Raw genomic sequence first — 23,121 nt, 5'->3', positions numbered from 1 at the left:
GACAAAGGAGCGTCCGATGCCAAAACCAAGCGACACTACCCAAGCAGTTGAAACAACGAGCGAAACGTTGAGCAACGCAACCCTGCTCGACCAGATCATGGCCGAGACCAAGTTGGTACCCGCGCAAGAGGGCTATCAGGTTGCCCGCCAGGGTGTTTCTGCCTTTATTGCTGAAATCCTGAAAAGTAATGAGCCGGAGCAACTGGTCAATAAACATCGTGTTGATCAGATGATTGCCGAACTTGATCGGGTGCTCAGCAAGCAGATGGACGCCATTCTGCATCACCCCGCGTTCCAGCAATTGGAGTCGTCCTGGCGCAGCCTCAAACTTTTGGTCGACCGCACGGACTTCCGCGAAAATATAAAGCTCGAAGTCTTGCATGTGAGCAAGCATGACCTGCTCGAGGATTTCGAGAATGCTGCCGACATCACCTGCAGCGGCCTGTATAAGCACGTTTACACCGCAGGTTATGGCCAGTTTGGTGGCGAGCCCGTGGCGGCCATGGTCGGCAACTATAGCTTCGGGCCCTCCTCTCCCGACATCAAGCTGCTGAACTACATGGCCTCTGTCGGCGCCATGTCACACGCGCCCTTCCTGACGGCGCCGTCTCCAGAGTTCTTCAACCTCGGCAGTTTTGAGGATCTGCCCAACCTCAAGGAGATCAAGGACATTTTTGCCGGACCGCGGCACGCCAAATGGCGTGCCTTCCGCGAAAGCGAAGACTCCCGCTACGTCGCGCTGACCGGCCCGCGCTTCATGCTGCGCTCCGCCTACCACCCTACGGAACAGGCGATTGAAAGTTTCAACTACGAAGAAGACATTGCCGGGCGCCACGACAACTACCTGTGGGGCAACTCCGCCTTCCTGCTGGCCAGCTGCATCAACGACAGTTTCGCCCGCTATCGCTGGTGCCCGAACATCATCGGTCCGCAATCGGGCGGTGCTGTCGAGGACCTGCCGGTGCACCTGTACGAGGCCATGGGCCAGTTGCAGGCGAAAATTCCTACCGAAGTGCTGATTTCCGATCGAAAGGAATTCGAACTCGCCGAAGAGGGCTTCATCGCCCTGACCATGCGCAAGGACAGTGACAATGCCGCGTTCTTCTCGGCCAACTCGGCGCAAAAACCCAAGAACTTCCCAAAGACGCCCGAAGGGCTGCAAGCTCAGACCAACTACAAGCTCGGTACGCAGCTGCCCTACCTGTTCATCGTCAACCGCCTGGCCCACTACATCAAGGTGCTGCAGCGCGAGCAGATCGGCAGCTGGAAGGAGCGACGCGATCTCGAGGCCGAACTCAACAAGTGGATCAAACAGTACGTCGCCGACCAGGAGAATCCTTCAGCGGATGTACGCAGCCGCCGTCCACTGCGTGCTGCCCGGGTAGAAGTCTCGGACGTTGCCGGTGATCCGGGCTGGTACCAGGTCTCGCTCGCCGTGCGCCCTCACTTCAAGTACATGGGCGCGAACTTCGAGATCTCCCTGGTCGGGCGGCTCGACACCCAATGACTGGCTTTTTTGATCGTTTGACGGCTGCTCAATCCGCTAGCAGCGGGCACTCCCGGCAGGAGAACGCCTTTCACAAGATCACCGCCATCAAGCGCCATCTCGAAACACTGCTCAACGCCCGGCAAGGTTGCTCACAGAGCAGCCCTGAACTGGGCCTGCGGGATTTCAATGGACACGATGCGAGCAGCGGCGACCTGCTGGAACAAGTGAGCCTTGATATCCGCCGCACCATCCGACGCTTTGAACCACGCATACAAGTCTGTGCGCTTAAAGCCGTGCCCGATGATCACACCCCACTGGAATTGCATTTCCGGCTGGACTGCCAGGTACAGGTCAATGACCAGGCAGAGCAGTTGCAACTGGAACTGCTGGTCAACGGGCACAACCGCTTCACCCGAGTGAGATGAACCATGTCACTGAAGGACAGATTCAGCGAAGAACTGCGGTACCTGCGCGAATTGGGAAACGACTTCGCCAAGGACAACCCGCAACTGGCCCGGTTGCTTGGCACCGGGGGAAGCGACCCGGATGTCGAGCGCCTGATGGAAGCGTTCGCCTTTCTCACAGCTAGGCTGAGGCTGAAGCTGGAAGACGACCTGCCGGAATTGACCCACCCCATGCTGCAGTTACTGTGGCCAAACTACCTTCGGCCCCTGCCCAGCGCGACGATCATCCAGTTCACGCCACGCATGCAGGCGCTTAGCCAGGCACAACAGATTGCCAAAGGCTCGAGGCTGTTCTCAAAGCCGGTGGACGGTGTCGCCTGCGAGTTTCGCACCTGCACCCCGGTGAATATTCATCCGTTCGAGATCAACGCGGTTGCCGCGACCCAGACCCTCGACAGCGCAGTGGTCCGCATCCGCCTGCGAACGCTGGTCGAACGGCCATTGAACACCTTGGGCTGTACCAGCCTCGACTTTCACCTCAGCGGCGACCAGCGTACCGCCCGTACGTTGTACCTGTGGATGTCGCAGTACCTCGAGCATGTCTGCGTAACCGTCAATGGCCAGGTGCGCCGGTTGCCGGCCAGCAGCCTCGCCTTTCCCGGTTTCAGCGCTGATGAAGCTCTGCTGCCCTACCCGAAAAATGTCTTTGATGGCTACCGGATCCTGCAGGAATACTTCATGTTCGCGCAGCGCTTCCATTTTTTCACCCTCACCGGGCTGGACAGGCTTTGGCCTGCGGAGCAAAGCAAGCAGGTCGACATCGAATTCCACTTCTGCCGCCTGTTACCCGATTCGCTGCGTATCGGCAAAGCCGATTTCAAGCTGTTCTGCACCCCGGCGGTCAACCTGTTCGAACACAGCGCCGAACCCATCGATCTGTCCAGCAGCAAAGCCCAGTTCGAGCTCAAGCCCAAAGGCTCGGAGCAGTACGCTCACGAGATCTTCAGCGTCGATGCGGTCATCAGCACCCGCACCACCGCGGACGGGAGCATCGGCGAACACCTCAGAATCTTCCGGCCATTCGAGTCGTTCGCCCACGAAATCGAGCACGTGCAAGGCCGCACGGCGTTGTATTACCGCTACACGGTCGAAGAATCCTTGCGCGACCAAGGCGTCACTCACCGCATCGCCTTTGTCCGCGCGGATGCCAACGCCTATATCGGCGAGCTGGAAACCGCGTCCATCGACCTGACCTGCACCAACCGCGACCTGCCGCTGGCTTTGGGCATCGATGACATCAACGTGCTCACCGAGGCTACGCCTCCCCTCGCCACCTACACCAACATCTGCGCGCCGTCGCGCCCCTATCGCCCGGTGCTGGACGGCCAGTTGCAGTGGGCGTTGATTTCCAACATGTCACTCAACTACCTGTCACTGCTATCGGTCGATCCACTCAAAGCAGTGATTCGCGCGTACGACTTCGCCGCGCTGCACGACATCCAGCACGCTCGCACCACGCGCAAGCACCTCGACGGCATCCGCGAGATCCATACAGAGCCCCTGGACTGGCTGATTAAAGGGCAGCCCATTCGCGGGCTGCGTACCCGCCTGAAGCTGGACCAGGCTGCCTTCCTCTGCGAAGGCGACCTCTACCTGTTCAGTTGCGCACTGGCCCACTTCTTCGCGCTGTACGCCAGCATCAATTCCTTCCACCAACTGGAAGTGATCAACATCACCAACAACGAGCACTACACATGGCCACTGCAGACCGGCAAACAACCACTGATCTAGCCGACAGACTGCTCGCCGACGCGCACCAGTACAACTTCTTCCAGTTGCTGGAACGCTTGTACGGACTGCACGGCGATGACCTTGAACCACGCTGGCCAAGCGAGGCCACCCGGTTGCGGGTACGGCTTGCCAGCGACCCGCGGCTGACCTTCCCGGTTTCGGACGTATACAAAGCCGAACGTATGCCCGGCCAGGAGCAGCGCTATCGGGTGTGCACGACCTTCATGGGCTTGCACGGCACCGACTCGCCGTTGCCGACCTATTACCTGGAACAGGTGGCCTACGAACATGCACAGGGTATCGGTGTGCGCCCGGCATTCTTCGATTTCTTCAACCACTACCTGCTCAGCCTGCTGCATCGCATCTGGCGTAAATACCGCTACTACATCCGCTTCCAGCCGGGAGCCACCGATGGCTTCTCTCAGTACATTTTTGCGCTGCTCGGCCTGAACGACAGGCAGTTGCGCGGAAACACCGCGCTGCCGTGGAGCCGGCTGCTCAGCTTCGCGGGTGTCATTGCCAGCCGCAGCCGTGCGCCAGGAACCGTCGCCGGCATCATTGCCCACTGTTTCGACCTCGAGCAGGTCCATATTCGCGAGTTCGAAACGCGTTCCGTATCCACCACGCTGAAGCAATTGGCCTGCCTTGGTCGGCGTAATGGCGAACTGGGCCGCACGTTCATGCTGGGCAGTCGCACGCGTACCCGCAGCAGCAAGTTCACCATCGTGATTGGCGAACTCGACCAGAAGCAGCTGCACGATCTGCTTCCGGGCGGCGTCAACTTCGACCGCTTGCGCGCACTGATCGATCTGTTGCTGCGCGATGGCCTGGCCTATGACCTGGAGCTGCGCCTGAAGCGCAATGCGCTATCCCCATTCTGCCTGCATCGCAGCCAGGGGGCCTACCTGGGCTGGACCAGCTTTGTCGACGACCGCCACGGCCGGGTCTGCCCTGTTGTCCGCTTTCGGGGGCGCGCATGAGCAGCCTGACCTTGAGCGTCATCAATCTCGACCAATTGCAGCACAGCGTGACAGCGCGGCACCGGTTCGAGCGCACGGGCGGCACCATCGGCAGCGAAGCGGCTACCTGGCTGCTCACTGACCGCGAGCAGAGCGTGGCGCCCATCCACTGCGAAATCCGCTGGCTGGAGGGCAGCTTCTGTGTGATTGACCACTGTAACCGCACCTACCTGAACGACAGCAGTGTCAGCCTTGGCAAGCGCCCTGCGCGACGGCTTGTCGAGGGCGACCAGCTTCGTGTCGGCAACTATCGGCTGCTGGTTCAGTGCGCACACGCCGATGCACGCCTGGACGCGCTGTTCACCCCTGACCACAGCGTGCTGGACCAGTTGCTCGCCGAGACTTCGGCCCAGGCCTGGCAGCCCAGCCCTGCAGCGCCCCAGGCGGCCAGCGAAATCTGCTCGGTCTTCAGCTGCGACACCGGGAAAGACCCGCTGGCGGCACTGGATGCCGTTGCAGTGACCAGGCCATCGTCGGAGAACCCGCTGCAGCGCCTGATTGCAGGAGAAGGCGCATGACCCGACATCTGTTCACCGCCGCCCTTTGCACCGCGCTGATCGCGCTTGCCGGCTGTACCGCCATGAGCAGGGTGAGCCAGGTGGTCCTGGACCCTTCGCTGCCCATCGGGCCGCCCAAGGATCAGCCGACCGCGGTTGCATTCAGCATCAACGCCAGCCCGACCCTCAATAGCAACCCGAACAGCCTTGATCCCACCGTCGAACCGGCGACAGCCCTGGATCCCAGCCCCTACGCCGTGAGCCTGAGCGCAAGCGACCCTTACGTGCTGGCTGAGAAAGTCGGGACCCTGTTCGAATACCTCCAGGAGCAATTCCCTGCAACCCCGGCCGTGGTTTTGGCCGAGGAAGACGGCGCCGCTCCGGTTCGCTCGCCGCTGGAGGAAAGTACACCCGGCAGCTACGACGACTCGACGGTAGTCCTGACCATGCCGCGCGCCACGAGCGTGGCCAGCGAGGCCGTGGCGACCCCCATCGCCATCAAGATCCTGCAACTGCGTGACGACTCACTGCTACGCAACAGCGTCTATGAATTGCTGGAGCAGGACCCTGCCAAAGCCCTGCGCAGCACCTACATCCGCGATGACGACTACCTGCTGCGGCCCGGCCAGTTCAAGTTCATCCCCTTCGCCCCGATTGAGCCTGACACCCGCTTCGTCGCCGTCATCGGCGACTACCGAAACCAGGAAAACGCCACCTGGCAGCAAGTGCTGCGCATTCCGCCACGCGGTCACCAGATCATTCTGTCGGTGTTGGTAAACGACACGCAGATCCTGCTCAAGGAAGAGGATTGATGAGGCCGACAACCCTTCCCGTTTCGCTTACTCGCGCTGACATGGAGTGCCCATGAGTACCCGTAATCCTGTTCTTTGGCCTGAAGGCCTGTTCGTCAAGCCGCAGCATTTTCAACAGGCAGCCCGCGCCAGCGAAGCAGCCTTGCAGCAACGCCTGGGTAGCCTCAATGCAGCCTTTTATGGCTTCAGCGAACTACAGCTGAACGACGAGTATCTGACCCTTGGCAAAATCGCCATCACCCGGGCCCGGGGCATCATGCCGGATGGCACGGTGTTCGATATTCCCGCCGATCTGCCGCCGCCCCCACCGCTGGAAATCGAAGATGATGGCGCGAGGGACAGCGAGGTGTATCTGTGCCTGCCCTTGCGCACCAATGGCGGGCGTGAAGTGAGTTGGCCCGACCACGCTGCCAACCTGCGCTACATCGCCCAGGCCCACGAAATCAAGGACACCCACAGCGCTGACGGTGACCTGGTTTCAGTCGACCTGGCCGTTCCCAACCTGCAGCTCAAACGCCAGACCGAAGACAGCAGCGCCTATACCCGCCTGGCCCTGGCACGTATCCTGGAGCGTCGTCCCGACGGCAGCCTGCAGCTGGACGAAGCGTTCTACCCCACCTGTGTATCGGTACGGGCGATACCGGCGCTGCAACGCTTCCTGGAGGAAATCACCAATACCTTGCGCGAACGTGGGCGCAACCTTGCCACACGCCTCGGCGGGGGGCGCCAGTCGGGTATCGCCGACATCCGCGACTTCAATCTGCTGCAAGCCATGAACCGCTGGTGGCCCTGCTTCCAGCACCTGGCCAGGCAAGCCCAGACGCACCCCGAGCAGCTTTATCTGTGCATGAGCCAGGCCTGCGGTGAATTCGTGACGTTCACCGACCCCGATCGGTTGCCGCAGGAATACCCCGCCTATCACCACACCGCGCTGCGCACCTCGTTCCAGCCACTGCAGGACACGCTACGCCGGGCGCTGAGTACGGTACTGCAACCACGTGCCGTGTCATTGCCACTGGAAACGCTGGACTACGGCGTGATGAAGGCCACGCTGGACGACCGCCGGTTGATCGATGAGGCCGACTTCGTCATCGCCGTGGGCGCCCATCTGCAACCGCAGGTGTTACGCCAGATGTTCGTGCAAAAAGCCAAGATCACGTCGCTGGAATCGCTGGAGGAACTGGTGCCGCTGCAGCTCCCCGGCATCCCGTTGAATCCCTTGCCAGTGGCGCCTCGCGACCTGCCCTTCCATGCAGGCTTCAGCTACTTCGAACTGGACCGGCGTGATCCAGCCTGGGCATGCATGAAGACGGCAAACGGCTTCGGCATCCATATCGCAGGGGACTTCCCTGGGCTTGAACTGCAGTTCTGGGCGATCAGGAGTGAATGAGATGAAAGGCAACAACACTACCCCCACCGGCACCACACGTGTTGAAAGCGCACCACTGCAGGCAGCGCTCGGCAAGCCGTTGCCGCCTGAGCCAGCTGTTTCGGCCGAGCCGGAAGCCTCAGCGCAGACGCCGCCGCCGGAACAGGTTGAGGAAGGCTACCCGGCGGATCCGGAATTCCAACTGCGGGGCGGCTACGACAACCTCATGCTGGATGCTGCAGCACCGCTGTTCGGCCTGGTCATACGCCTGCGCACGCTGGATGAGTTGCCCAATATCCAGAAGGTGCACCAGCAAGTGCGCAACCAGATCGAGAATATCCAGGAGGAGATCCGCCAGCACGGCTACGAGCCCGCCCAGGCGCTCGCCTATTCCTACGCCCTGTGCCTGTACATCGATGAAGCGGTCATGGAAAGGCCATGGGGCAAGAACAGTTGCTGGAGCCAGGAACCCCTGCTGAGCATCTTCCACGACGAAACCTGGGGTGGGGAAAAATTCTTCACGGTGTTGTCCCGTCTGATGCAGGAACCCGCACGTTATCAGGACGTACTGGAATTCATGTATTTCGCCTTGTGCCTGGGGCTGAAAGGCAAGTACGCCATCGCGCCAAAAGGCGAAGAAACGCTGAACGCGCTGATCCACCAGCTTCACAGGATGCTTCGTGAACTACGCGGCCCTGCACCCGAAGCGGTATGCGACCCCTACACCCATGTCGCGCCGCGAAATTTCCGCATGAACCGGCAATGGCCATGGTGGAGTCCCCTGGTGATTTCCCTGGTTGCCATGGCCGTGGCCTACGGGATCTACAGCTATCGCCTGCACTTGATTACCACCGAAGTACTGGAATCCCTCAACGGCATTTTGCAGCAGTAATCCAGCTGAAACGCATCATCGACTGCCACGAATTAGCGAGGCGCCCGCCTCGTTGACAAGCCCATCGTTCCCGATGGCCATGCCCTTGCGAGACAGGGCATGTAACCCGTGTAAATCTGGAGTACACAATGGCCTCACCCGCATATTTGAAAGTCACCGGCAAAGTGCAAGGCGATATCAGCGAAGGCGCAAGCACGGCGGCGTCGATCGGCAATATCTACCAGTCCGAGTTTGAAAGTGAAATCATGTTGCAAAAGGTCGAACATGAAATCACCACACCGATCGACCCACAGAACGGCCAACCGTCTGGCAAGCGTGTGCATGGGCCGTACAAGGTGACCTTCACCACGAACAAGTCCAAGCCGCTGTTACTGGAAGCAATCTGCAAGGCAGAGTTATTGCCGGAAGTGACAATCAAGCAGTTTCGCGCCACCAGCGAAGACCCCAACGAGCACTATTACACAACGACTCTGACGGACGCGACAATCATCAAGATGCGGACCGAGCAGCCGCATGCACAAGAAGTCACCTCCACACCGCGACATCAGGAGGTGGAACTTTGGTTTTCCTATCGAAAGATAACGGAATGCCACGAAATCTGCGGCACCGAAGGGTCTGACGACTGGCAACAATCCTGACACCCAACCACGCGTCCAGGCATTGGATGATCCGGACGGCTTCGCCGCCCGGATACCTGGAGACTATCAGACGGTGAACAAGGACTGCTCATGCCTAGCCAATCCGACCTGTATTACAGCTTCCAACCGCTTGTTTACCGACCCGCGTTGGAGGTCGTGTCCTTCACCCTCAAGGAAAGTATCAGCCAGAACTTCAAGCTGGAACTGGAACTCATCAGCTACGAACACGACCTCGACTTCGGGCAGTTACTCGACAAGCCGGCATTGTTCACCATCAGCCGTGCGAACTGCCCCTTGCGGCATGTCCATGGTCTGATCAGCGCGTTCAGCCAGGCCGATAGTGGCCCGCATCGCACCCGCTACAGCGCCGTCGTCGAACCGCAACTGGCCCGCGCCGGCCTTCGCTCGAACTGGCGGATCTTCCAGCACAAGAGCGTGCCGCAGATTCTCGAAATGATGCTCAAGCGCCAAGGCATTACTGAATACCATATCGCCAAAGGTTTCGATTACCCGGCGCGGGAGTTCTGCGTCCAGGCCGGAGAAACCGACCTCGCTTTCTTTTCCCGCCTGGCGGCCGAAGAAGGCTTCGTCTATCGCTTCGAACATACCGAAAACAATCACAAACTCATCCTGAGCGACCGAGTACTCGCATTCGGAAATATCCCGTCCGCTACAACCCCCGCCAGGCATGACGAAGCAGGCTTCGACCCTGATGACAAGCCTGGCGAACCGCGCCGTGTGCTGTATCAATCGCATGGCGGCGGCGCCCAGGCAACCCCCTGTCTACGGCGGTTGCGCTATAGCGAGCGAGTGCGTACCGCCCGCCAGGTGCAGCGCGACTACACCTTCACCAAACCAGCCTATCGCCTGGAGCAAAGCGCTTCGGGGCCTTTTCTGGAGCACCAGTCCAGCGCCTATGAACGCTTCGATTATCCGGGCCGTTACAAGTCTGATGCCGTCGGCAAGCCGTTTACCGAAAACCGCATCACCGCGTTGCGTCACGATGTACGTATCGCCGAGGTCGAAGGCGACGACCCGCGCTTGCAACCTGGCCTGAGCTTCACACTTGCCGGCCACCCGCGAGACGACCTCAATGTGCATTGGCGAGTGAATGCGGTCAGCCACACCGGCAGCCAGTTCACCAGCCTGCAGGAAGAAGCCGCCGGCGCCGACCAGAGCACCCGCTACCAGCAAACCGCAATGCTGGTCCCTGGCAGAACCGAGTGGCGCCCTGCACCGCTGCCCAGGCCTCGCGTCGATGGTCCCCACATGGCCACGGTGGTCGGCCCGCCCGGCGAAGAGATCCATTGCGATGAGTGGGGCCGGGTCAAGGTCAGCTTCCCCTGGGACCGCGAGAGCCAGAACAACGCGTTCAGCTCCTGCTGGGTGCGGGTATCGCAAGGCTGGGCGGGTGGCAGCTGGGGTTCGATGGCCATCCCCCGGATCGGCCAGGAGGTGATCATCCAGTTCGTCAATGGCGACCCTGACCAGCCGGTGATTACCGGACGTACCTACTGCGCAGATCAACTGCCGCCTTACGACCTTCCGCGGCACAAGACACGCATGACGATCAAGAGCCAGACCCACAAGGGCGATGGCTTCAACGAGCTGCGCTTCGAAGATGAACTGGGGCAGGAGGAAGTCTTCATCCATGCACAGAAAGACCAGAACATTGTGGTCAGGCACGATGAGTCCACGCAGATCGGCAATGACCGCAAGGAACAGGTCAATAACGACGAGTCCATTCTGATTGGCCGTGACCGCGTTGAAACCGTTGGCAATGATGAACGCGTCGACATCGGCCATGACGCCACACTCGTTATCGGTCGAAACCAGACAATCAAGATCGCCAAGGACCGGGTTGAAACCATCGGCAACCACCGCCATGACCAGATCGCTGCCAACCACCACACCCGCATTGGCGGCAATCTTGAGCAACAGGTGGAAGGGCATGTTGAGCTGGAGGCCCGCGGTGAAATTCGCAGGCGTACCCAGCGCTATGAGCTGCGTACAGCAGAAGCGGTGGTCATCCAGGGTCCTGGCGGCTCGATCCGGATCGACGCGGCAGGCATAACCCTGGACAGCCCGACAATACGCATCAACGGTCAGGTGCTGCAATCGGCGGATGGAGCAGGCAAGCTGTTCTCCATCAGTGGCGCTCCAGACCCTGGCAAGCCACTGGATCGCCAGTGCGGGCGCCGCCCTGATGGTTCCTGCCCGTTGCCCGACTGCCCTTGTCGCAGAGGGCCAGGTCGATGAAAACCACGTCCTCAAACACTTTGCCAAGCGTGCAGTTCGGGAAAAGCGCGCGCTTTCTGCTGCTGATGACCAACGTGCTCGAGTACTGGGCCTACCGGCCAATATCCCAGATTCTGCCCAATGGCGAGCTGGTGCCGGCCTATGCCCCTTCGGTACTTGAGCTGGTCAGTGATGTGCGCCGAAACACCCGGCAGGCGTGGCTGTGGAAGCGCAGTGCCCTGGACGAGCGCCACGACTTCGGGCCCCTGCTGGTGTACGTGGCAGACGCGCCCGAACTGCTTGCCCATGCAATCGCTACCTGGATGCCCATTGGCGGTGCCATCGCGCTGGATGCCGATATTGACCTTGGCGGGTTGGCGGACCATTTCACCAGCCTGGTACAGGTGTCGGTTCCCGACCAGGGGCTGGCCACGTTCCAGTTCAGAGCGGATCACCTTGCAGCCTGGCTGGATGCACTGGATGACGATCATCGGGCTGCCTGGCTTGGGCCTGTGACTTCACTGGCCTGGCGAGTCAACTGGGGACCAGCCCACGAGTGGAAGACGCTCGAGCGCAACCCGACCAGCGCTCGTGCCTTCTCGCAGGCTCCACTCTCCCTGAGCAAGGTCGAACTGGAACGGCTGCAGGCAGGCCTGCACGAGCACTTCGTGCTCACCTTGGCTCACGAGGTAGCAGCCCTGCCACAGCATGCCAGCCACACATTGGCGGACATCAGGCAATGGATTGAAAACCTGCTGCCGCAATTGAAGGCGCTGAATTTTCGCGATGAGGAGGTCGCTGGGCAATTCATCAGGCTGATCGCCAGGCACATGTGGCTCATGACCGATGATCAGGCCGTGACAATCTACACCAACCTGAAGGAGTCACCCCAGAGCCGGCTCCACGAACTGCATGCATTGATCGAAAGCGAGGAGCCCGCCCCATGAACGACGCCTCCGTGAGCAGCGCCACCTCCGGCCCTGCCTGCAGCGCACGCGTTCCCATCCTGCCGGTACGCTATGCCATCGTCCCGCGCAGCGGCGACGCTCCCGCCTGCCGCTATGCCGATGCCGGCTTCAACCTCGAGCAGGATTTCCCCCCGCTGCAGCATTCCGCCTACACCCTGCGCGCCCTGCGCCCGGGCTATGTCTACGTGTTCATGCAAGGCCCCCGGGGCCAGAAGCTGGTCATCCACGAGTACCTCGGCGCAGGCCTCTACAAGGAACTGCGCTATCGCGGCCTGGAGGGTTACCACCTGCGCGATCGCTACCTGTCCAGCCGCACCCTGGGCTGGGTCTGGGCCGACACCTGCCCCGATACCGCCAGCGACGTGTGGATCGGCTACAGCCCGCACCTGTGGACCAACGCCATGACCGCCCGCATCAGCGCTTCGCCAGCCCTGCGCAAACGGCACATGCGCCAGCTGGACATGGCCGAACTCATCAGCGCCAGCCAGGCCCCCTCAACCCAGCCCCACGTCTTGCCAGTCAGTGCCCTGCCCACCTGGGTCGAAGATTTCAAGCCCGCCGCGCGGCGCATGCCACTGACCTGGAGCAGCGATCCGCTCAGCGAAACCTTGCCCATCGGCAACCTCGTTGCCGTTGGCCGGCACTACCCCTACACCCAGCCGAAGGTACCGGTGGTGGTGGCGCTCGCCGACGCCGAGGGCATGGCCCTGGACCTGAGCCTGTCGGTGTCCGCCTACCAGCACCAACTGCGCGACCTGATGCCCGCCGAGCAGCTGCAACACCTGAAACCCGCCGAGGGCCCCGAGCACGAACGGGTACCGGCCTGCTACCGGCTGGATGCCGAACAGCTGAGCCCGCAGAGCCGCGACTTCCACCACCGCAACCTGGTCGCCATGCTGCTGGACAAGACCCTGGAAAGCCTGTACCCGGCGGATGCCCCATCCCCGGAGCTGGCCGCGTTCCGGCTGGGCACGGAACGGCGCGGGCCTGCCCTGTCGCCCTCGGCATCGCGGTTCCAGGCCCTCACTCACGAAGACTATTCACCCAATGGCGCGCGCCTGGCACAGCGCCTCGATAGCGCCAGCTACCTGCGCTTCCTCGCCGAACGCGATGAATTGGCGCAGCGCATCGGCGCCCTGCGCAACCAGGCCTTGCAAGCCAGCCACGACCATGACGCCTGGCTGGCAACCGCCGAACCCCGGCATATCGACGATCCCTACAGCCTGGCCGCCGCCCTGGCCTGCTACGACCGCGACGAACTCACCTCTGCCCGCGGGCTGGAAATCTCCCTGGCGCTGCTGATCCAGCCGATGGGCCAGCCGGCCCCCGGTACCGAAGACCAGGACCGGCGTTTCAAGCGCCTGGAGCAGTGGCTGGACCAGCACGACAGCCCGCTCTACACCGCCCTCGCCCCGTTCAACCCGTTCAAGGACAAGGCCGACGCGATCGGCAGCCTGCTCGGCGCCAGCGACAACGTGATCGAAGGCTTGGCCGGGCGTTTTCCGGCCATGGCCGACATCACCGACCTGACGGCCCAGTCGGTCAACACCGTGGTGCTCAGGCGCCTGCGTGGGCAGACTCGCTGGGATGCCAGCCGTGGCCTGCGCCAGCAAGTGCTGCTGGCGGCAGGTGAAGCCAATGCCGAGAAAGCGCTCGGGCTGTTGGCGGCACGCTATCGGATTACCGACCAGGCGATCAGGGAAAATCCATTCAGCCAGGAGGTGCAGAAGTACCTGAAAAGCGGCATGGCGCAGGTGGAGGAAATGAAGCGCCTGCGTATCTCGGGGAGCCGGACGGTTTCAGTTGAAATGACCACTACCGTACGGGTGAAACCCAACTTCCTCGGGTTGCTGACATCCAGCGTTGGCGGCGGGTTGAACGCCGGGATGCTGTGGTTCAACGTGTTATCGCTGAAGACGGCCTACAGCAGCCTGCAGAAAAGTGATGCGCCGGAATACACCATGGGCTTCGCTTCATCGATTTTCGGTGTTATCGGTGCGGCGGCGTCGACGTTGGTCAGCGTACGCGCAACGCAGAAAGCCGTGATGCTGAGGTTGAGTTCGACCGCGCCAGGGATGACGTTTGGCAACGGGATTATCAGATTTCTGAGCAGTAATCTATTTGCGCGTTTAGCAGGATATCCGGCAATAATATTTGGTATGTTCTCTGATACATTCAAGGGAATTCGCCAGTCCAATAACGGTGACTCCACTGCAGGCAGATTCACAATCGCTGGTGGTTTAACCATGGCTATTGGTTCTGCCGTTGTACTCGAAGCTGGACTTGCCGTTGCGGGTGCGACATCGTTTATACCCTTCGCTGGATGGGCCGCCGCTGCCCTTGTCCTTGCAGGAACAGTCATTATTGCAGGGGGCCTCTACCTTCATGCCAAAGCACATGAGCGAATTCACAGCCCAATAGAGTTGTGGGCAGCACGTTGCATCTTCGGCAATCGTGATAATGATGGCGAGGTTCGCCCTGGCATCCCCTTGGACCATGAAAAAAACTGCCGCAATTCCGTTCGTTGCAAGCGGAAATTAAAGCTTGGCACAGCGAGCATTATGGGCCGAAACTACTTTCAGCCGAACAGGCACTATCACTCGGCATAACTAAAGCCGACACCCGATGGCATCATGACAATCACTGGACTCCTCCAAACTGGACCGCTATTACACATAACGAAGTAGCCACACCTCGACCAACTGTTGAGTTCACAGTGCTGCTGCCTGGCTTTGTGCTTGGGGTAAGCGAATGGTCAGGGAGCTTGAGCACCCTCCGTGACGGCCAAAGAGTGGACGTACTTCCGATCACCCCGTCCGGCCATATTGTGGATGCTGGTCTAGTCCTGCATTTCGTGAGCCCGATAGCCAACCAAATGTATGTCTCATTGCATTTAGCCTATAGTGCCAATCAAGGGTTAGATGAAGAGAATGAGACTCTGTCAACTTTTCGTCTATAGCGCTAATTATGGCAACCCTTTGGTTATTCAACACTACGTCCGACTCAGGCAACAAACCTGCCATTGGCGGGCAATTATTAAGCTTATCCAAAAATACGTTATGCTTGCGAAACCCATGGGTAACAGACTCTGTATTTATGGGAAAACTATATTGCGCAATGATGCTCACACTACTAATCGGCTTATACCCCTATTTCCTCCCAGACATATTGGACATATACACCGAAGACGCCGTACTAATGCTATTACTCCTAATAACACCATTCGTGTTCACTCCATTCCTGATCTATCGAATATATCTCATAAAAAGCTTATCAAGCATTTACCTAAACCGAATATCTAAAAAATTATACTATCAACGATTGAGCAAGACCGTAGTCTTTGATTGGAATAACACCGGAGGTGGCATTTTCAAACGCACCGAGTTTGGCGGCTCCTCCTTCAGCACCAGCTATGCCCTCGCCTTCGCCCCTCGCCGGGAAGACGGCAGCCTTCACCAAAAGGACTGCCTCTGGGTCGACAGCAACGAACCCACCGAAGCCAGCGTCAAGCATGTCGCCGAGGTATGGGAATACCTCCGTCACTTCATGGACCACGGTCCCGACAAACTCCCCCCACCTGGTGAACCCAATTGGTGGCACCGGCCGCTTCACGCCATTTGCCTGACCCCGGCCGAAGCCTGGCGCCACTATGCCCCTTGGCGAACCGGCGAGCCTGGTGAGATGCAAGGCAAGAAAAACTGGCAACTACCGTTCTGGGCCGTACTGTTTCCCTACAACCTGACAGTCGCCATCTGCTGGTACGGCGTCTGTCGGCTGTTCAATGTCCGCGCAGCCCCGCCACCTCCGGAAGCCTTTCAAAAAGCTACCGTTCAACCCACTAGAAAGAAACGCAGATGAAGCCCGTGGTTGGCCTTCGTCATGGTTGCCCGACCCATGGCGAAGCCCGCCATTGGACAAAGCCCTCAATCGAACAGTTGGGCTGCCTTGCGGCCCGACGCCCCGCCAAGATAAACAGTCCTCATAACTTATTACAACTAACCAACTTCAGTGTGGGAATAAACCTACACAACCAAACCAGAATTAAACACCCCATTCAAGACGATGCGCCCGCTGCCAATCCTGAATATTTCACAAATTATTTCTCTGCTTGCATTACCGTTCGACAGCCACTAACACTTACCCATCAAACGATGGAGGTAAAACATGTCCCGACTTGCCGAGTTCCGCGCACTCGAGCACCTGCTCGCCGCCAAGAAGTCCGAGCTGCCCTTCATAAGGATCGACCCGCACCTCAAACGAGAATTCGAGTTCGAAAGCAAACTCCACGACCTGCTTGCCGAATACCAGTTCGGCCTATCGGACATATTGGCGATCAGCGGAATAGAAGACGAAGATCGCAACCATTCATGGTCGCCTCCACTTCCATTGCGCCGCTTCAGGGCACGGCAAAGCAGGTACTACAGAAACCCGTACACCGCTGAGGTAATAGAAGCGAAGAGCACCTTGAACAAAACGCTGCAACGATGGATCCAACAATACGGCCGCGAGGAGGTGAAACGCTGGGCAACTGTGTGGTACTGACACCCTGGTGCCAACTCATACCTGCCAGGAACACTAATGCCCCCTGCCGACACCTTCCCGGCCTGCGGTGCCGAGACGAGGGCTCCCTCTACATCGCCATGATCCGCCCCACCGCCTCGCCCGCAGGCCACCGCAACCGTTCGATAACCGAACACTAGCCTCTCACTTGAATTGACGCTGCCGCCTTCACTGCCCACCATTCACCGGCCTTGCATGTCCCCTGCCTGGGACTGGCGCCTACGCGTAGCATCGCAGCTGAATACAATTTCAAGAACGAGCAGTTTATGAACCACTCCACGAACACCCCCGCCCCCCCTCGGACGCCCCAGGGTTCGATCGGCGACAAGCTTCGCGGCGCCTTCGCCGTCGGCAAGACCCGTTGGGGCATGCTTGCCCTGGTCTTCTTCGCTACCACCCTGAACTACATCGACCGCGCCGCACTGGGCATCATGCAGCCAATCCTGGCCAAGGAAATGAGCTGGACGGCGATGGACTACGCCAACATCAACTTCTGGTTCCAGGTCGGCTACGCCATCGGTTTCCTGCTGCAAGGCAGGTTGATCGACAAGGTCGGGGTAAAACGCGCGTTCTTCTTCGCCGTGCTGCTATGGAGCCTGGCCACCGGCGCGCATGGCCTGGCCACGTCGGCTGCCGGCTTCATGGTCTGCCGCTTCATCCTCGGCCTGACCGAGGCGGCCAACTACCCGGCCTGTGTGAAGACCGTGCGCCTGTGGTTCCCGGCGGGGGAACGCGCTATCGCCACCGGCCTGTTCAATGCCGGTACCAACGTCGGCGCCATGGTCACCCCGGCCCTGCTGCCGCTGATCCTGGCGGTGTGGGGCTGGCAGGCCGCGTTCATCGCCATGGGTAGCCTGGGCCTGGTGTGGGTGGTGCTGTGGGTACTGAAGTACTACAACCCGGAAGACCATCCCCGCGTGCGCCAGAGCGAGGTGGAATACATCCAGCAGGGCGATACCGCCGAGCCGAGCCGCGTGCCGTTCAGCCGCATCCTGCGCCTGCGTGGCACCTGGGCCTTCGCCGTGGCCTATGCGATTACCGCGCCGGTGTTCTGGTTCTACCTGTACTGGTTGCCTCCGTTCCTCAACCAGCAATACAGCCTGGGTATCAACGTGACCCAGATGGGAATCCCGCTGATCATCATCTGGCTGACGGCGGACTTCGGCAGCATCGGCGGCGGCATCCTGTCGTCCTGGCTGATCGGGCGTGGCATGCGCGCCACCAGGGCGCGGCTGGTGTCGATGCTGATCTTCGCCTGCACCATGCTCAGCGTCATCTTCGCCGCCAATGCCAGTGGCCTGTGGGTCGCGGTGGCCGCCATCTCGCTGGCGGTGGGCGCGCACCAGGCGTGGACGGCCAATATCTGGAGCCTGGTGATGGACTACACACCCAGGCACCTGGTGAGCACGGTGTTCGGCTTCGGCAGCATGTGTGCGGCGATTGGCGGCATGTTCATGACCCAGATCGTCGGCAGCGTACTGACCGCCACCCACAACAACTATGCGCTGCTGTTCACCTTGATCCCGGCCATGTACTTCCTGGCGCTGCTGTGGATGTACTTCATGGCACCGCGCAAGGTCGAGCACGCCTAGGCGCGCTGACACTTCCTCTGCGGGCCCCTTGCGGGCCCTTTTTTTTTGTCGAGCCGCAAGGGGTCATGCCTGCTGGCTTGCCAGCGAACAAATGCAGTCTCGCGCTGCTTCGGTCAAATCTTGGCCAGCACCGCCATGGCTTTCTGCAGTGCCATGCGCGCACGTTGTTCACCACTGATGCCCTGCGCCAGCAGCTGCCGCGTGGGGATTTCCAGGCTCAGCGGTACGTTCGGCGGCAAGGTGCGCAGCAGGCCGACGAGGTCGGCATCGCCCTCGCCGGGGAAACGCCGTTCATTGCGTGCCTGGCGCAGGATTTCGTCCATGTCGGCCGGCACCGGGCCGGCGACGTCGCACAACTGGGCATAGCGCATGCGCTGCGGCGCCAGCTGCGCCAGGTCATGCAACGAACAGTTGGAGCGGTTGAAGTGGAACGCATCCACCAGCACGCAGCCATTGCCGCGATCGGCATTGGCTACCACCCGCACGGCCTGGCGCAGGTCGCGTACATCGGTCCAGGGCATGAACTCCAGGTGCGGATGAATACCGTAGCCCGCCGCCAGGTCGCACAGCGCGGCAAACCGCTCGGTCAAGCGCGCCTCGTCCGCATCGTTGCCAGCCACCAGAAGCTCTGTGCCACCCAGTTCGGCGCCCACGGCCAGAATCGGCTCGAAACTGGCCACACAGGTGTCGGCCTTCAGGCGCAGGATTTCCAGGTCCAGCACCTTGATACCCGTGTCGCGCAGACGCGCCTGGGTCTCGCGGCGCAGGTCGCCATCGGCCACCAGCGGAAAATGCAGCTCTTGCTCGGTGGCCGGCACCAGGCGCAGGCCAACGTGGCTGTAACCGGCACGGGCTGCCGCTTCAACCATGTCAGGTGGAGACAGCTCCAGCACGGTCAGCGCTGCCAGGGAGAACATTCGGTCAGTCATCAGTTGTCACCCGTCAATGAAACGCGCATTCAGGCCACCTGCTCGGGCGCACAGGCCCGGCCGCTGTCCGCTGCCTTGCGGATCGCTTCGATCAAGGCCAGGGTGCGGCCACCGTCGGCCGCGTCGATCAGCGGCGCCTGCTCGCCGCGGGCTACCCGCACGAAGTGCTGCAGCTGCAAGGTCAATGCTTCGCCGGCGGGAATGTTTTCCTCGCTCTGCAGCAACGGCGTGTGCCACCCCGCGCCCGCCTCGGCGTAGTGCCAGCGCTTGAGCTGGGGAATGCTCAGCGCGCCCTGGGTGCCGGCGAGCAAGTAGCACGGCTGGCCATCCTGGCGCGGGTACACCGGGCTTTCGCCAGAGGCCAGTTCCCAGCTCCAGGGCGCGGCCACCGCGTCGGAGCCGGTCAGGCTGCCCAACGCGCCATTGGCGAACTGCAGCAACACCGCTGCGCTGTCTTCGTTGGCATACCCGCGCACATCGTTGCGAGTGAAGGCCAGTACCTGCTCCACCTCACCGCACAGGTGGCGCAGCAGGTCGAGGTCATGGATCAGGTTGGTCAGCAGGAAACCGGCACCCGGCTCGCGGCGCCATGGGGTTTCGAAGTAGCTGTCGGGCTTTTGCAATTGCCACAGCGCGGTCACGTTGATCAAGCGGCCCAGCTTGCCATCGTTAATCACCTGGCGGGCCTGGCTGATCAGCGGGTTGTGCCGACGGTGATGGCCGACCAGTACCGGTACATTGCGCCGGCGCGAGGCCTCGACCAGCGCGCGCACTTCATCCAGGTGCACGCCCACCGGCTTTTCCACCAGCACCGGTACGCCGGCCTCGATGCAGTCCAGCGCAGTGGCGACGTGGAGGTTGTTGGGGTTGGCGACGATCACGGCCTCGGGGCGCGCGCCTTCCAGCATGCGCCGATGGTCGGCAAACCACGGCACGCCGCATTCGGCGGCGAAAGCCTCGGCCTGCGGGCCCGGATCGGCCACGGCACACAGGCGGGCTTGCGGCACATCGAGTAGATGGCGGTAATGCTGCCGGCCCATGAGGCCGGCGCCGATCAAGGCGATTCGAAGGGGTGCGTTCAACAGCCTGTCCTCTTGTGATTGTTGTACCGAGGATTCCGGAACCAGGTTCCACAATCTTCGTTCAACAATCTAGAACCAAGTTCCGCTTTCAAGAAGTACAGGCAGCACAGACTGTGCGGTTATCGACCAGAAATGCGCACTCAGGCAAACAGCTCGCTGGCCCGGCTGGCCAGCGACAGTTCCTCCGCTGCCGCCAGCAGCAACGGCGCCAGCTCTGCCAGGCGGCTCTGCGCCAGGCGCGCACTGGGCCCGGCGATGCTCAGCACACCAATCACCTGGTCACTTTGCGGGCGCCGCACGACCGCTGCCAGGGCCGAAGTGCCAATCGCCGAGGTTTCCTCGACCCAGGCGTAACCGCGCTCACGCGCCCGGCGCAGATAGGCCAGCAGCTCATCGGTGGAGCGTGGCGCTTTCGGGCCGAACTGGGCCGGGTCGGCGATACCCTGACGCAAGACCATCTGCAGCGCCTGCTCATCATCCAGGCTGGCCAGCCAGGCATGCCCGGACGCCGTATAGAACAGCGGCGCATCGCGGCCCATGTCCGGGTCGTAGCGCAGCCCCGAGCGGGCGCCCTGGGATTTGGCGATCCAGGTCTGGCGAGTACCGTCGATCACGCCAAGGCGCACCAGTTCGCCGCTGTCCTGGGCCAGGCGGTCGAGAATCGGCTGGATGATATCGGCACCGCTGCTGGCCAGGTAACGGAAGCCCAATGCCACCAGTTTGGCCGACAGCTGATAGCGGCTGTTGTCACGGTTCTGCCGTACGTAGCCCAGCCGTGCCAGCTCGGCGAGCATGCGGTGGGTAGCGCTCTTGGGGATGTCCATCCGCTCGGCCAGGGTTTGCAAAGGCAGCCCCTGCGGTTCCCCGGCCAGGTGTTCTACAAGACTGAAGGCGCGTTCGATCTGACTACCAGCCATGACTCGGGTCCCTGAAAATTTTTGCGGATTCTAGAAGATGATTCCACAGGCACGATAGCCGGCGCAGTCAAGTCGGCAGGAATTGTCCGGTGATCGCCCATATCTTGCCTGACCGACCCATCACATCCTTGCAGCGTGAAGCCGTGCCAATAAAAATGTGGAACCTTGTTCCAATAAAAATAGAGGACACTTGTGATGCCTTCCGCCCCGATGGAAAGCGAATGCGATGTACTGGTCATAGGGTCCGGCGCCGCCGGGCTGGCTGCCGCGGTGACGGCCGCCTGGCATGGGCAGCAGGTGATCGTGGTCGAAAAGGAACCGGTATTCGGCGGTGCCACCGCCTGGTCCGGCGGCTGGGCCTGGGTGCCGCGCAACCCGCTGGCGCGCCGGGCCGGCATCGAGGAAAGCATCGAGCAACCGCGCACTTACCTGCGTAACGAGCTGGGGGCGTATTACGACGCCGAGCTGGTAGACGCCTTCCTCGAGGCGTGCCCGCACATGGTGGCATTCTTTGAGCAGCACACGGCGTTGCAGTTTGTCGACGGCAACGGCATACCGGACATGCACGGCGACACGCCAGGTGCGGCCGAGGGTGGGCACCAAGTGATTGCCGCGCCCTATGACGCTCGCGAAGTGGGCGCACTGCTGCCGCGCCTGCGCAAGACCTTGCGCGAAACCTCGTTCATGGGCATGCCGATCATGGCCGGTGCCGACCTTGCCGCGTTCCTCAACCTGACCCGCTCGCCCAAGGCCTTGCTGCACGTATGCAAGCGGTTTGGCCGCCACCTGTACCACCTGGCCCGGTATGGCCGGGCGATGCACCTGGTCAACGGCGTGGCATTGGTGGCGCGCCTGGCCAAGTCGGCACAGGACCTGGGCGTGCAACTGCAAGCGTCGGCACCGGCCAGGCGCCTGCTGGTCGACAATGGCCGGGTGTGCGGGGCAGTGATCGCCACGGCGCAGGGCGAACAACCGGTGCGCGCCAAAGCCGTGGTCCTGGCTGCCGGCGGCTTCCCCAACGACTCTGCACGGCGCCAGCAACTGTTTCCGCGCGATACCAGCGGCCACGACCACCTGGCCTTGCCGCCCAAGGGCTGCTCGGGCGACGGCCTGCGCCTGGGCGAGTCGGCTGGCGGCGTGGTTGCCACCGACCTGAAGTCGCCAGTGGCCTGGGCACCGGTGTCGCTGGTGCCGCACCGCGACGGCAGTGTCGGCCACTTCCCGCACATCATCGAGCGCGGCAAGCCAGGCATCATTGGCGTGCTGGCCAACGGCAGGCGTTTCGTCAACGAAGCGCATGGCTATTACGACTACGTGGCGGCCATGATCGCCGCCGTACCGCCGCATGAGGAGGTGTGCTCGTGGCTGGTCTGCGACCACCGTTTCCTGCGCCGCTACGGCCTGGGGCACGCCCGCCCGGCCCCGCTGCCGGTACGGCCGCACCTGCGCAGCGGCTACCTCAGGCGCGGCGCCACGCTGGAAGCGTTGGCCAAGGCTTGCGGCATCGACCCGGTCGGGCTGCAGGCCACGGTCAGCGAATTCAACCAGCACGCCCGTAACGGCCAGGACCCCGCCTTCGGCCGTGGCTCCACACCCTTCAACCGCAAGCAGGGCGACCCGCAGCATGAAGGGCCCAACCCCTGCGTGGCACCGATCGAACACGGCCCGTTCTATGCGGTGAAAGTCCAACCCGGCTGCTTTGGCACCTTTGCCGGGCTGCGCACCGACGCCAGTGCCCGCGTGCTGGATGCGGCCGGGCAGCCCATCGCCGGCCTGTACGCAGCGGGTACCGACATGGCCAGTGTGTTTGGCGGCTGGTACCCGTCGGGTGGCATCAACCTGGGCCCGGCGCTGACCTTTGGCTATGTGGCCGGGCGGCATATTGCCGGGGCGCGGAACTATGAATGCAACTGATCGGCCTTGC

Annotated in this window: 18 protein-coding genes and 1 pseudogene; 16 read left to right on the top strand and 3 right to left on the bottom strand. The window is 61.5% G+C overall.

Annotated elements, in window-relative coordinates; translation table 11 throughout:
• Window positions 1–16 precede the first annotated feature (16 nt).
• The 15 genes and pseudogenes from tssC (at window position 17) to QSV36_RS13305 (ending at window position 18,269) form a co-directional block, all read left to right on the top strand.
• A complete protein-coding gene (gene tssC / locus QSV36_RS13375; RefSeq protein ID WP_289132242.1) occupies window positions 17–1,507 on the top strand; it encodes a type VI secretion system contractile sheath large subunit in 1,491 nt (496 codons plus the stop codon).
• The gene (tssE, locus tag QSV36_RS13370; RefSeq protein ID WP_289132241.1) at window positions 1,504–1,914 is read left to right on the top strand and encodes a type VI secretion system baseplate subunit TssE; all 411 of its coding nucleotides are present in this window, start codon (window positions 1,504–1,506) and stop codon (window positions 1,912–1,914) included. Before tssC ends, tssE begins: the two co-directional genes overlap by 4 nt.
• A 3-nt stretch (window positions 1,915–1,917) precedes the next feature.
• Window positions 1,918–3,684, top strand: coding sequence for a type VI secretion system baseplate subunit TssF (gene tssF / locus QSV36_RS13365; RefSeq protein WP_289132239.1), 1,767 nt, complete (start codon window positions 1,918–1,920; stop codon window positions 3,682–3,684).
• Entirely contained in the window at window positions 3,648–4,664 is a 1,017-nt protein-coding gene (tssG, locus tag QSV36_RS13360) for a type VI secretion system baseplate subunit TssG (protein ID WP_289132237.1), read from the top strand. The genes tssF and tssG overlap by 37 nt, the downstream gene beginning before the upstream one ends.
• Window positions 4,661–5,221 carry an FHA domain-containing protein gene (locus QSV36_RS13355; protein WP_289132236.1) on the top strand — a complete coding sequence of 187 codons (561 nt, stop codon included), beginning with the start codon at window positions 4,661–4,663 and terminating at the stop codon, window positions 5,219–5,221. The genes tssG and QSV36_RS13355 overlap by 4 nt, the downstream gene beginning before the upstream one ends.
• Entirely contained in the window at window positions 5,218–6,012 is a 795-nt protein-coding gene (tssJ, locus tag QSV36_RS13350; protein WP_289132234.1) for a type VI secretion system lipoprotein TssJ, read from the top strand. The genes QSV36_RS13355 and tssJ overlap by 4 nt, the downstream gene beginning before the upstream one ends.
• 52 nt (window positions 6,013–6,064) lie before the next feature.
• Entirely contained in the window at window positions 6,065–7,402 is a 1,338-nt protein-coding gene (tssK, locus tag QSV36_RS13345; RefSeq protein ID WP_289132233.1) for a type VI secretion system baseplate subunit TssK, read from the top strand.
• A 1-nt stretch (window position 7,403) separates the two neighbouring features.
• Window positions 7,404–8,273, top strand: coding sequence for a type IVB secretion system protein IcmH/DotU (icmH, locus tag QSV36_RS13340; RefSeq protein WP_289132232.1), 870 nt, complete (start codon window positions 7,404–7,406; stop codon window positions 8,271–8,273).
• A 128-nt stretch (window positions 8,274–8,401) separates the two neighbouring features.
• The gene (locus tag QSV36_RS13335; RefSeq protein WP_289132231.1) at window positions 8,402–8,911 is read left to right on the top strand and encodes an Hcp family type VI secretion system effector; all 510 of its coding nucleotides are present in this window, start codon (window positions 8,402–8,404) and stop codon (window positions 8,909–8,911) included.
• A gap of 90 nt (window positions 8,912–9,001) precedes the next feature.
• On the top strand, window positions 9,002–11,170 hold the full coding sequence (locus QSV36_RS13330; protein ID WP_289132228.1) for a type VI secretion system Vgr family protein: 2,169 nt from the start codon (window positions 9,002–9,004) through the stop codon (window positions 11,168–11,170).
• Window positions 11,167–12,096 carry a DUF4123 domain-containing protein gene (locus QSV36_RS13325; RefSeq protein ID WP_289132227.1) on the top strand — a complete coding sequence of 310 codons (930 nt, stop codon included), beginning with the start codon at window positions 11,167–11,169 and terminating at the stop codon, window positions 12,094–12,096. Before QSV36_RS13330 ends, QSV36_RS13325 begins: the two co-directional genes overlap by 4 nt.
• A pseudogene (locus QSV36_RS13320) lies at window positions 12,093–15,076 on the top strand (T6SS effector BTH_I2691 family protein). The gene QSV36_RS13325 and the pseudogene QSV36_RS13320 overlap by 4 nt, the downstream one beginning before the upstream one ends.
• An 8-nt stretch (window positions 15,077–15,084) precedes the next feature.
• The gene (locus QSV36_RS13315) at window positions 15,085–15,975 is read left to right on the top strand and encodes a DUF6708 domain-containing protein (RefSeq protein ID WP_289132225.1); all 891 of its coding nucleotides are present in this window, start codon (window positions 15,085–15,087) and stop codon (window positions 15,973–15,975) included.
• A 306-nt stretch (window positions 15,976–16,281) separates the two neighbouring features.
• The gene (locus QSV36_RS13310) at window positions 16,282–16,659 is read left to right on the top strand and encodes a histone-like nucleoid-structuring protein, MvaT/MvaU family (protein WP_289132223.1); all 378 of its coding nucleotides are present in this window, start codon (window positions 16,282–16,284) and stop codon (window positions 16,657–16,659) included.
• Window positions 16,660–16,943: 284 nt separating this feature from the next.
• Window positions 16,944–18,269 (top strand): MFS transporter, encoded by a 1,326-nt coding sequence (locus QSV36_RS13305; RefSeq protein WP_289132222.1) that lies wholly within the window; start codon window positions 16,944–16,946, stop codon window positions 18,267–18,269.
• A 113-nt stretch (window positions 18,270–18,382) separates the two neighbouring features.
• Here QSV36_RS13305 and QSV36_RS13300 read toward each other — a convergent pair whose 3' ends face one another.
• From QSV36_RS13300 to QSV36_RS13290, 3 genes are all read right to left on the bottom strand, one after another.
• On the bottom strand, window positions 18,383–19,198 hold the full coding sequence (locus QSV36_RS13300; RefSeq protein WP_289132221.1) for a sugar phosphate isomerase/epimerase family protein: 816 nt from the start codon (window positions 19,196–19,198) through the stop codon (window positions 18,383–18,385).
• Window positions 19,199–19,227: 29 nt separating this feature from the next.
• Window positions 19,228–20,280, bottom strand: a complete 1,053-nt coding sequence (locus QSV36_RS13295) for a Gfo/Idh/MocA family protein (protein WP_289132220.1) — start codon at window positions 20,278–20,280, stop codon at window positions 19,228–19,230.
• Window positions 20,281–20,420: 140 nt separating this feature from the next.
• Complete coding sequence (locus QSV36_RS13290) at window positions 20,421–21,197, bottom strand: IclR family transcriptional regulator (protein ID WP_289132219.1); 777 nt, start codon at window positions 21,195–21,197, stop codon at window positions 20,421–20,423.
• 195 nt (window positions 21,198–21,392) lie between these two features.
• On the opposite strand from QSV36_RS13290, the gene QSV36_RS13285 reads away from it, so the two are divergent.
• Window positions 21,393–23,111, top strand: coding sequence for an FAD-dependent oxidoreductase (locus QSV36_RS13285; protein WP_289132216.1), 1,719 nt, complete (start codon window positions 21,393–21,395; stop codon window positions 23,109–23,111).
• The last annotated feature ends 10 nt before the right edge of the window (window positions 23,112–23,121 follow it).

The sequence above is a fragment of the Pseudomonas sp. BCRC 81390 genome (assembly GCF_030341915.1).
GTDB lineage: Bacteria > Pseudomonadota > Gammaproteobacteria > Pseudomonadales > Pseudomonadaceae > Aquipseudomonas.
Note: the sequence above shows the minus strand (reverse complement) of the source record. Positions and strands in the feature narration are given on the sequence as shown.

What these genes read in the sequence shown, in the direction of transcription:
- tssC (WP_289132242.1), top strand. Translation starts at nt 17, where the DNA reads ATGCCAAAACCAAGCGACACTACCCAAGCAGTTGAAACAACGAGCGAA.
- tssE (WP_289132241.1), top strand. Translation starts at nt 1,504, where the DNA reads ATGACTGGCTTTTTTGATCGTTTGACGGCTGCTCAATCCGCTAGCAGC.
- tssF (WP_289132239.1), top strand. Translation starts at nt 1,918, where the DNA reads ATGTCACTGAAGGACAGATTCAGCGAAGAACTGCGGTACCTGCGCGAA.
- tssG (WP_289132237.1), top strand. Translation starts at nt 3,648, where the DNA reads ATGGCCACTGCAGACCGGCAAACAACCACTGATCTAGCCGACAGACTG.
- QSV36_RS13355 (WP_289132236.1), top strand. Translation starts at nt 4,661, where the DNA reads ATGAGCAGCCTGACCTTGAGCGTCATCAATCTCGACCAATTGCAGCAC.
- tssJ (WP_289132234.1), top strand. Translation starts at nt 5,218, where the DNA reads ATGACCCGACATCTGTTCACCGCCGCCCTTTGCACCGCGCTGATCGCG.
- tssK (WP_289132233.1), top strand. Translation starts at nt 6,065, where the DNA reads ATGAGTACCCGTAATCCTGTTCTTTGGCCTGAAGGCCTGTTCGTCAAG.
- icmH (WP_289132232.1), top strand. Translation starts at nt 7,404, where the DNA reads ATGAAAGGCAACAACACTACCCCCACCGGCACCACACGTGTTGAAAGC.
- QSV36_RS13335 (WP_289132231.1), top strand. Translation starts at nt 8,402, where the DNA reads ATGGCCTCACCCGCATATTTGAAAGTCACCGGCAAAGTGCAAGGCGAT.
- QSV36_RS13330 (WP_289132228.1), top strand. Translation starts at nt 9,002, where the DNA reads ATGCCTAGCCAATCCGACCTGTATTACAGCTTCCAACCGCTTGTTTAC.
- QSV36_RS13325 (WP_289132227.1), top strand. Translation starts at nt 11,167, where the DNA reads ATGAAAACCACGTCCTCAAACACTTTGCCAAGCGTGCAGTTCGGGAAA.
- QSV36_RS13315 (WP_289132225.1), top strand. Translation starts at nt 15,085, where the DNA reads ATGGCAACCCTTTGGTTATTCAACACTACGTCCGACTCAGGCAACAAA.
- QSV36_RS13310 (WP_289132223.1), top strand. Translation starts at nt 16,282, where the DNA reads ATGTCCCGACTTGCCGAGTTCCGCGCACTCGAGCACCTGCTCGCCGCC.
- QSV36_RS13305 (WP_289132222.1), top strand. Translation starts at nt 16,944, where the DNA reads ATGAACCACTCCACGAACACCCCCGCCCCCCCTCGGACGCCCCAGGGT.
- QSV36_RS13300 (WP_289132221.1), bottom strand. Translation starts at nt 19,198, where the DNA reads ATGACTGACCGAATGTTCTCCCTGGCAGCGCTGACCGTGCTGGAGCTG.
- QSV36_RS13290 (WP_289132219.1), bottom strand. Translation starts at nt 21,197, where the DNA reads ATGGCTGGTAGTCAGATCGAACGCGCCTTCAGTCTTGTAGAACACCTG.
- QSV36_RS13285 (WP_289132216.1), top strand. Translation starts at nt 21,393, where the DNA reads ATGCCTTCCGCCCCGATGGAAAGCGAATGCGATGTACTGGTCATAGGG.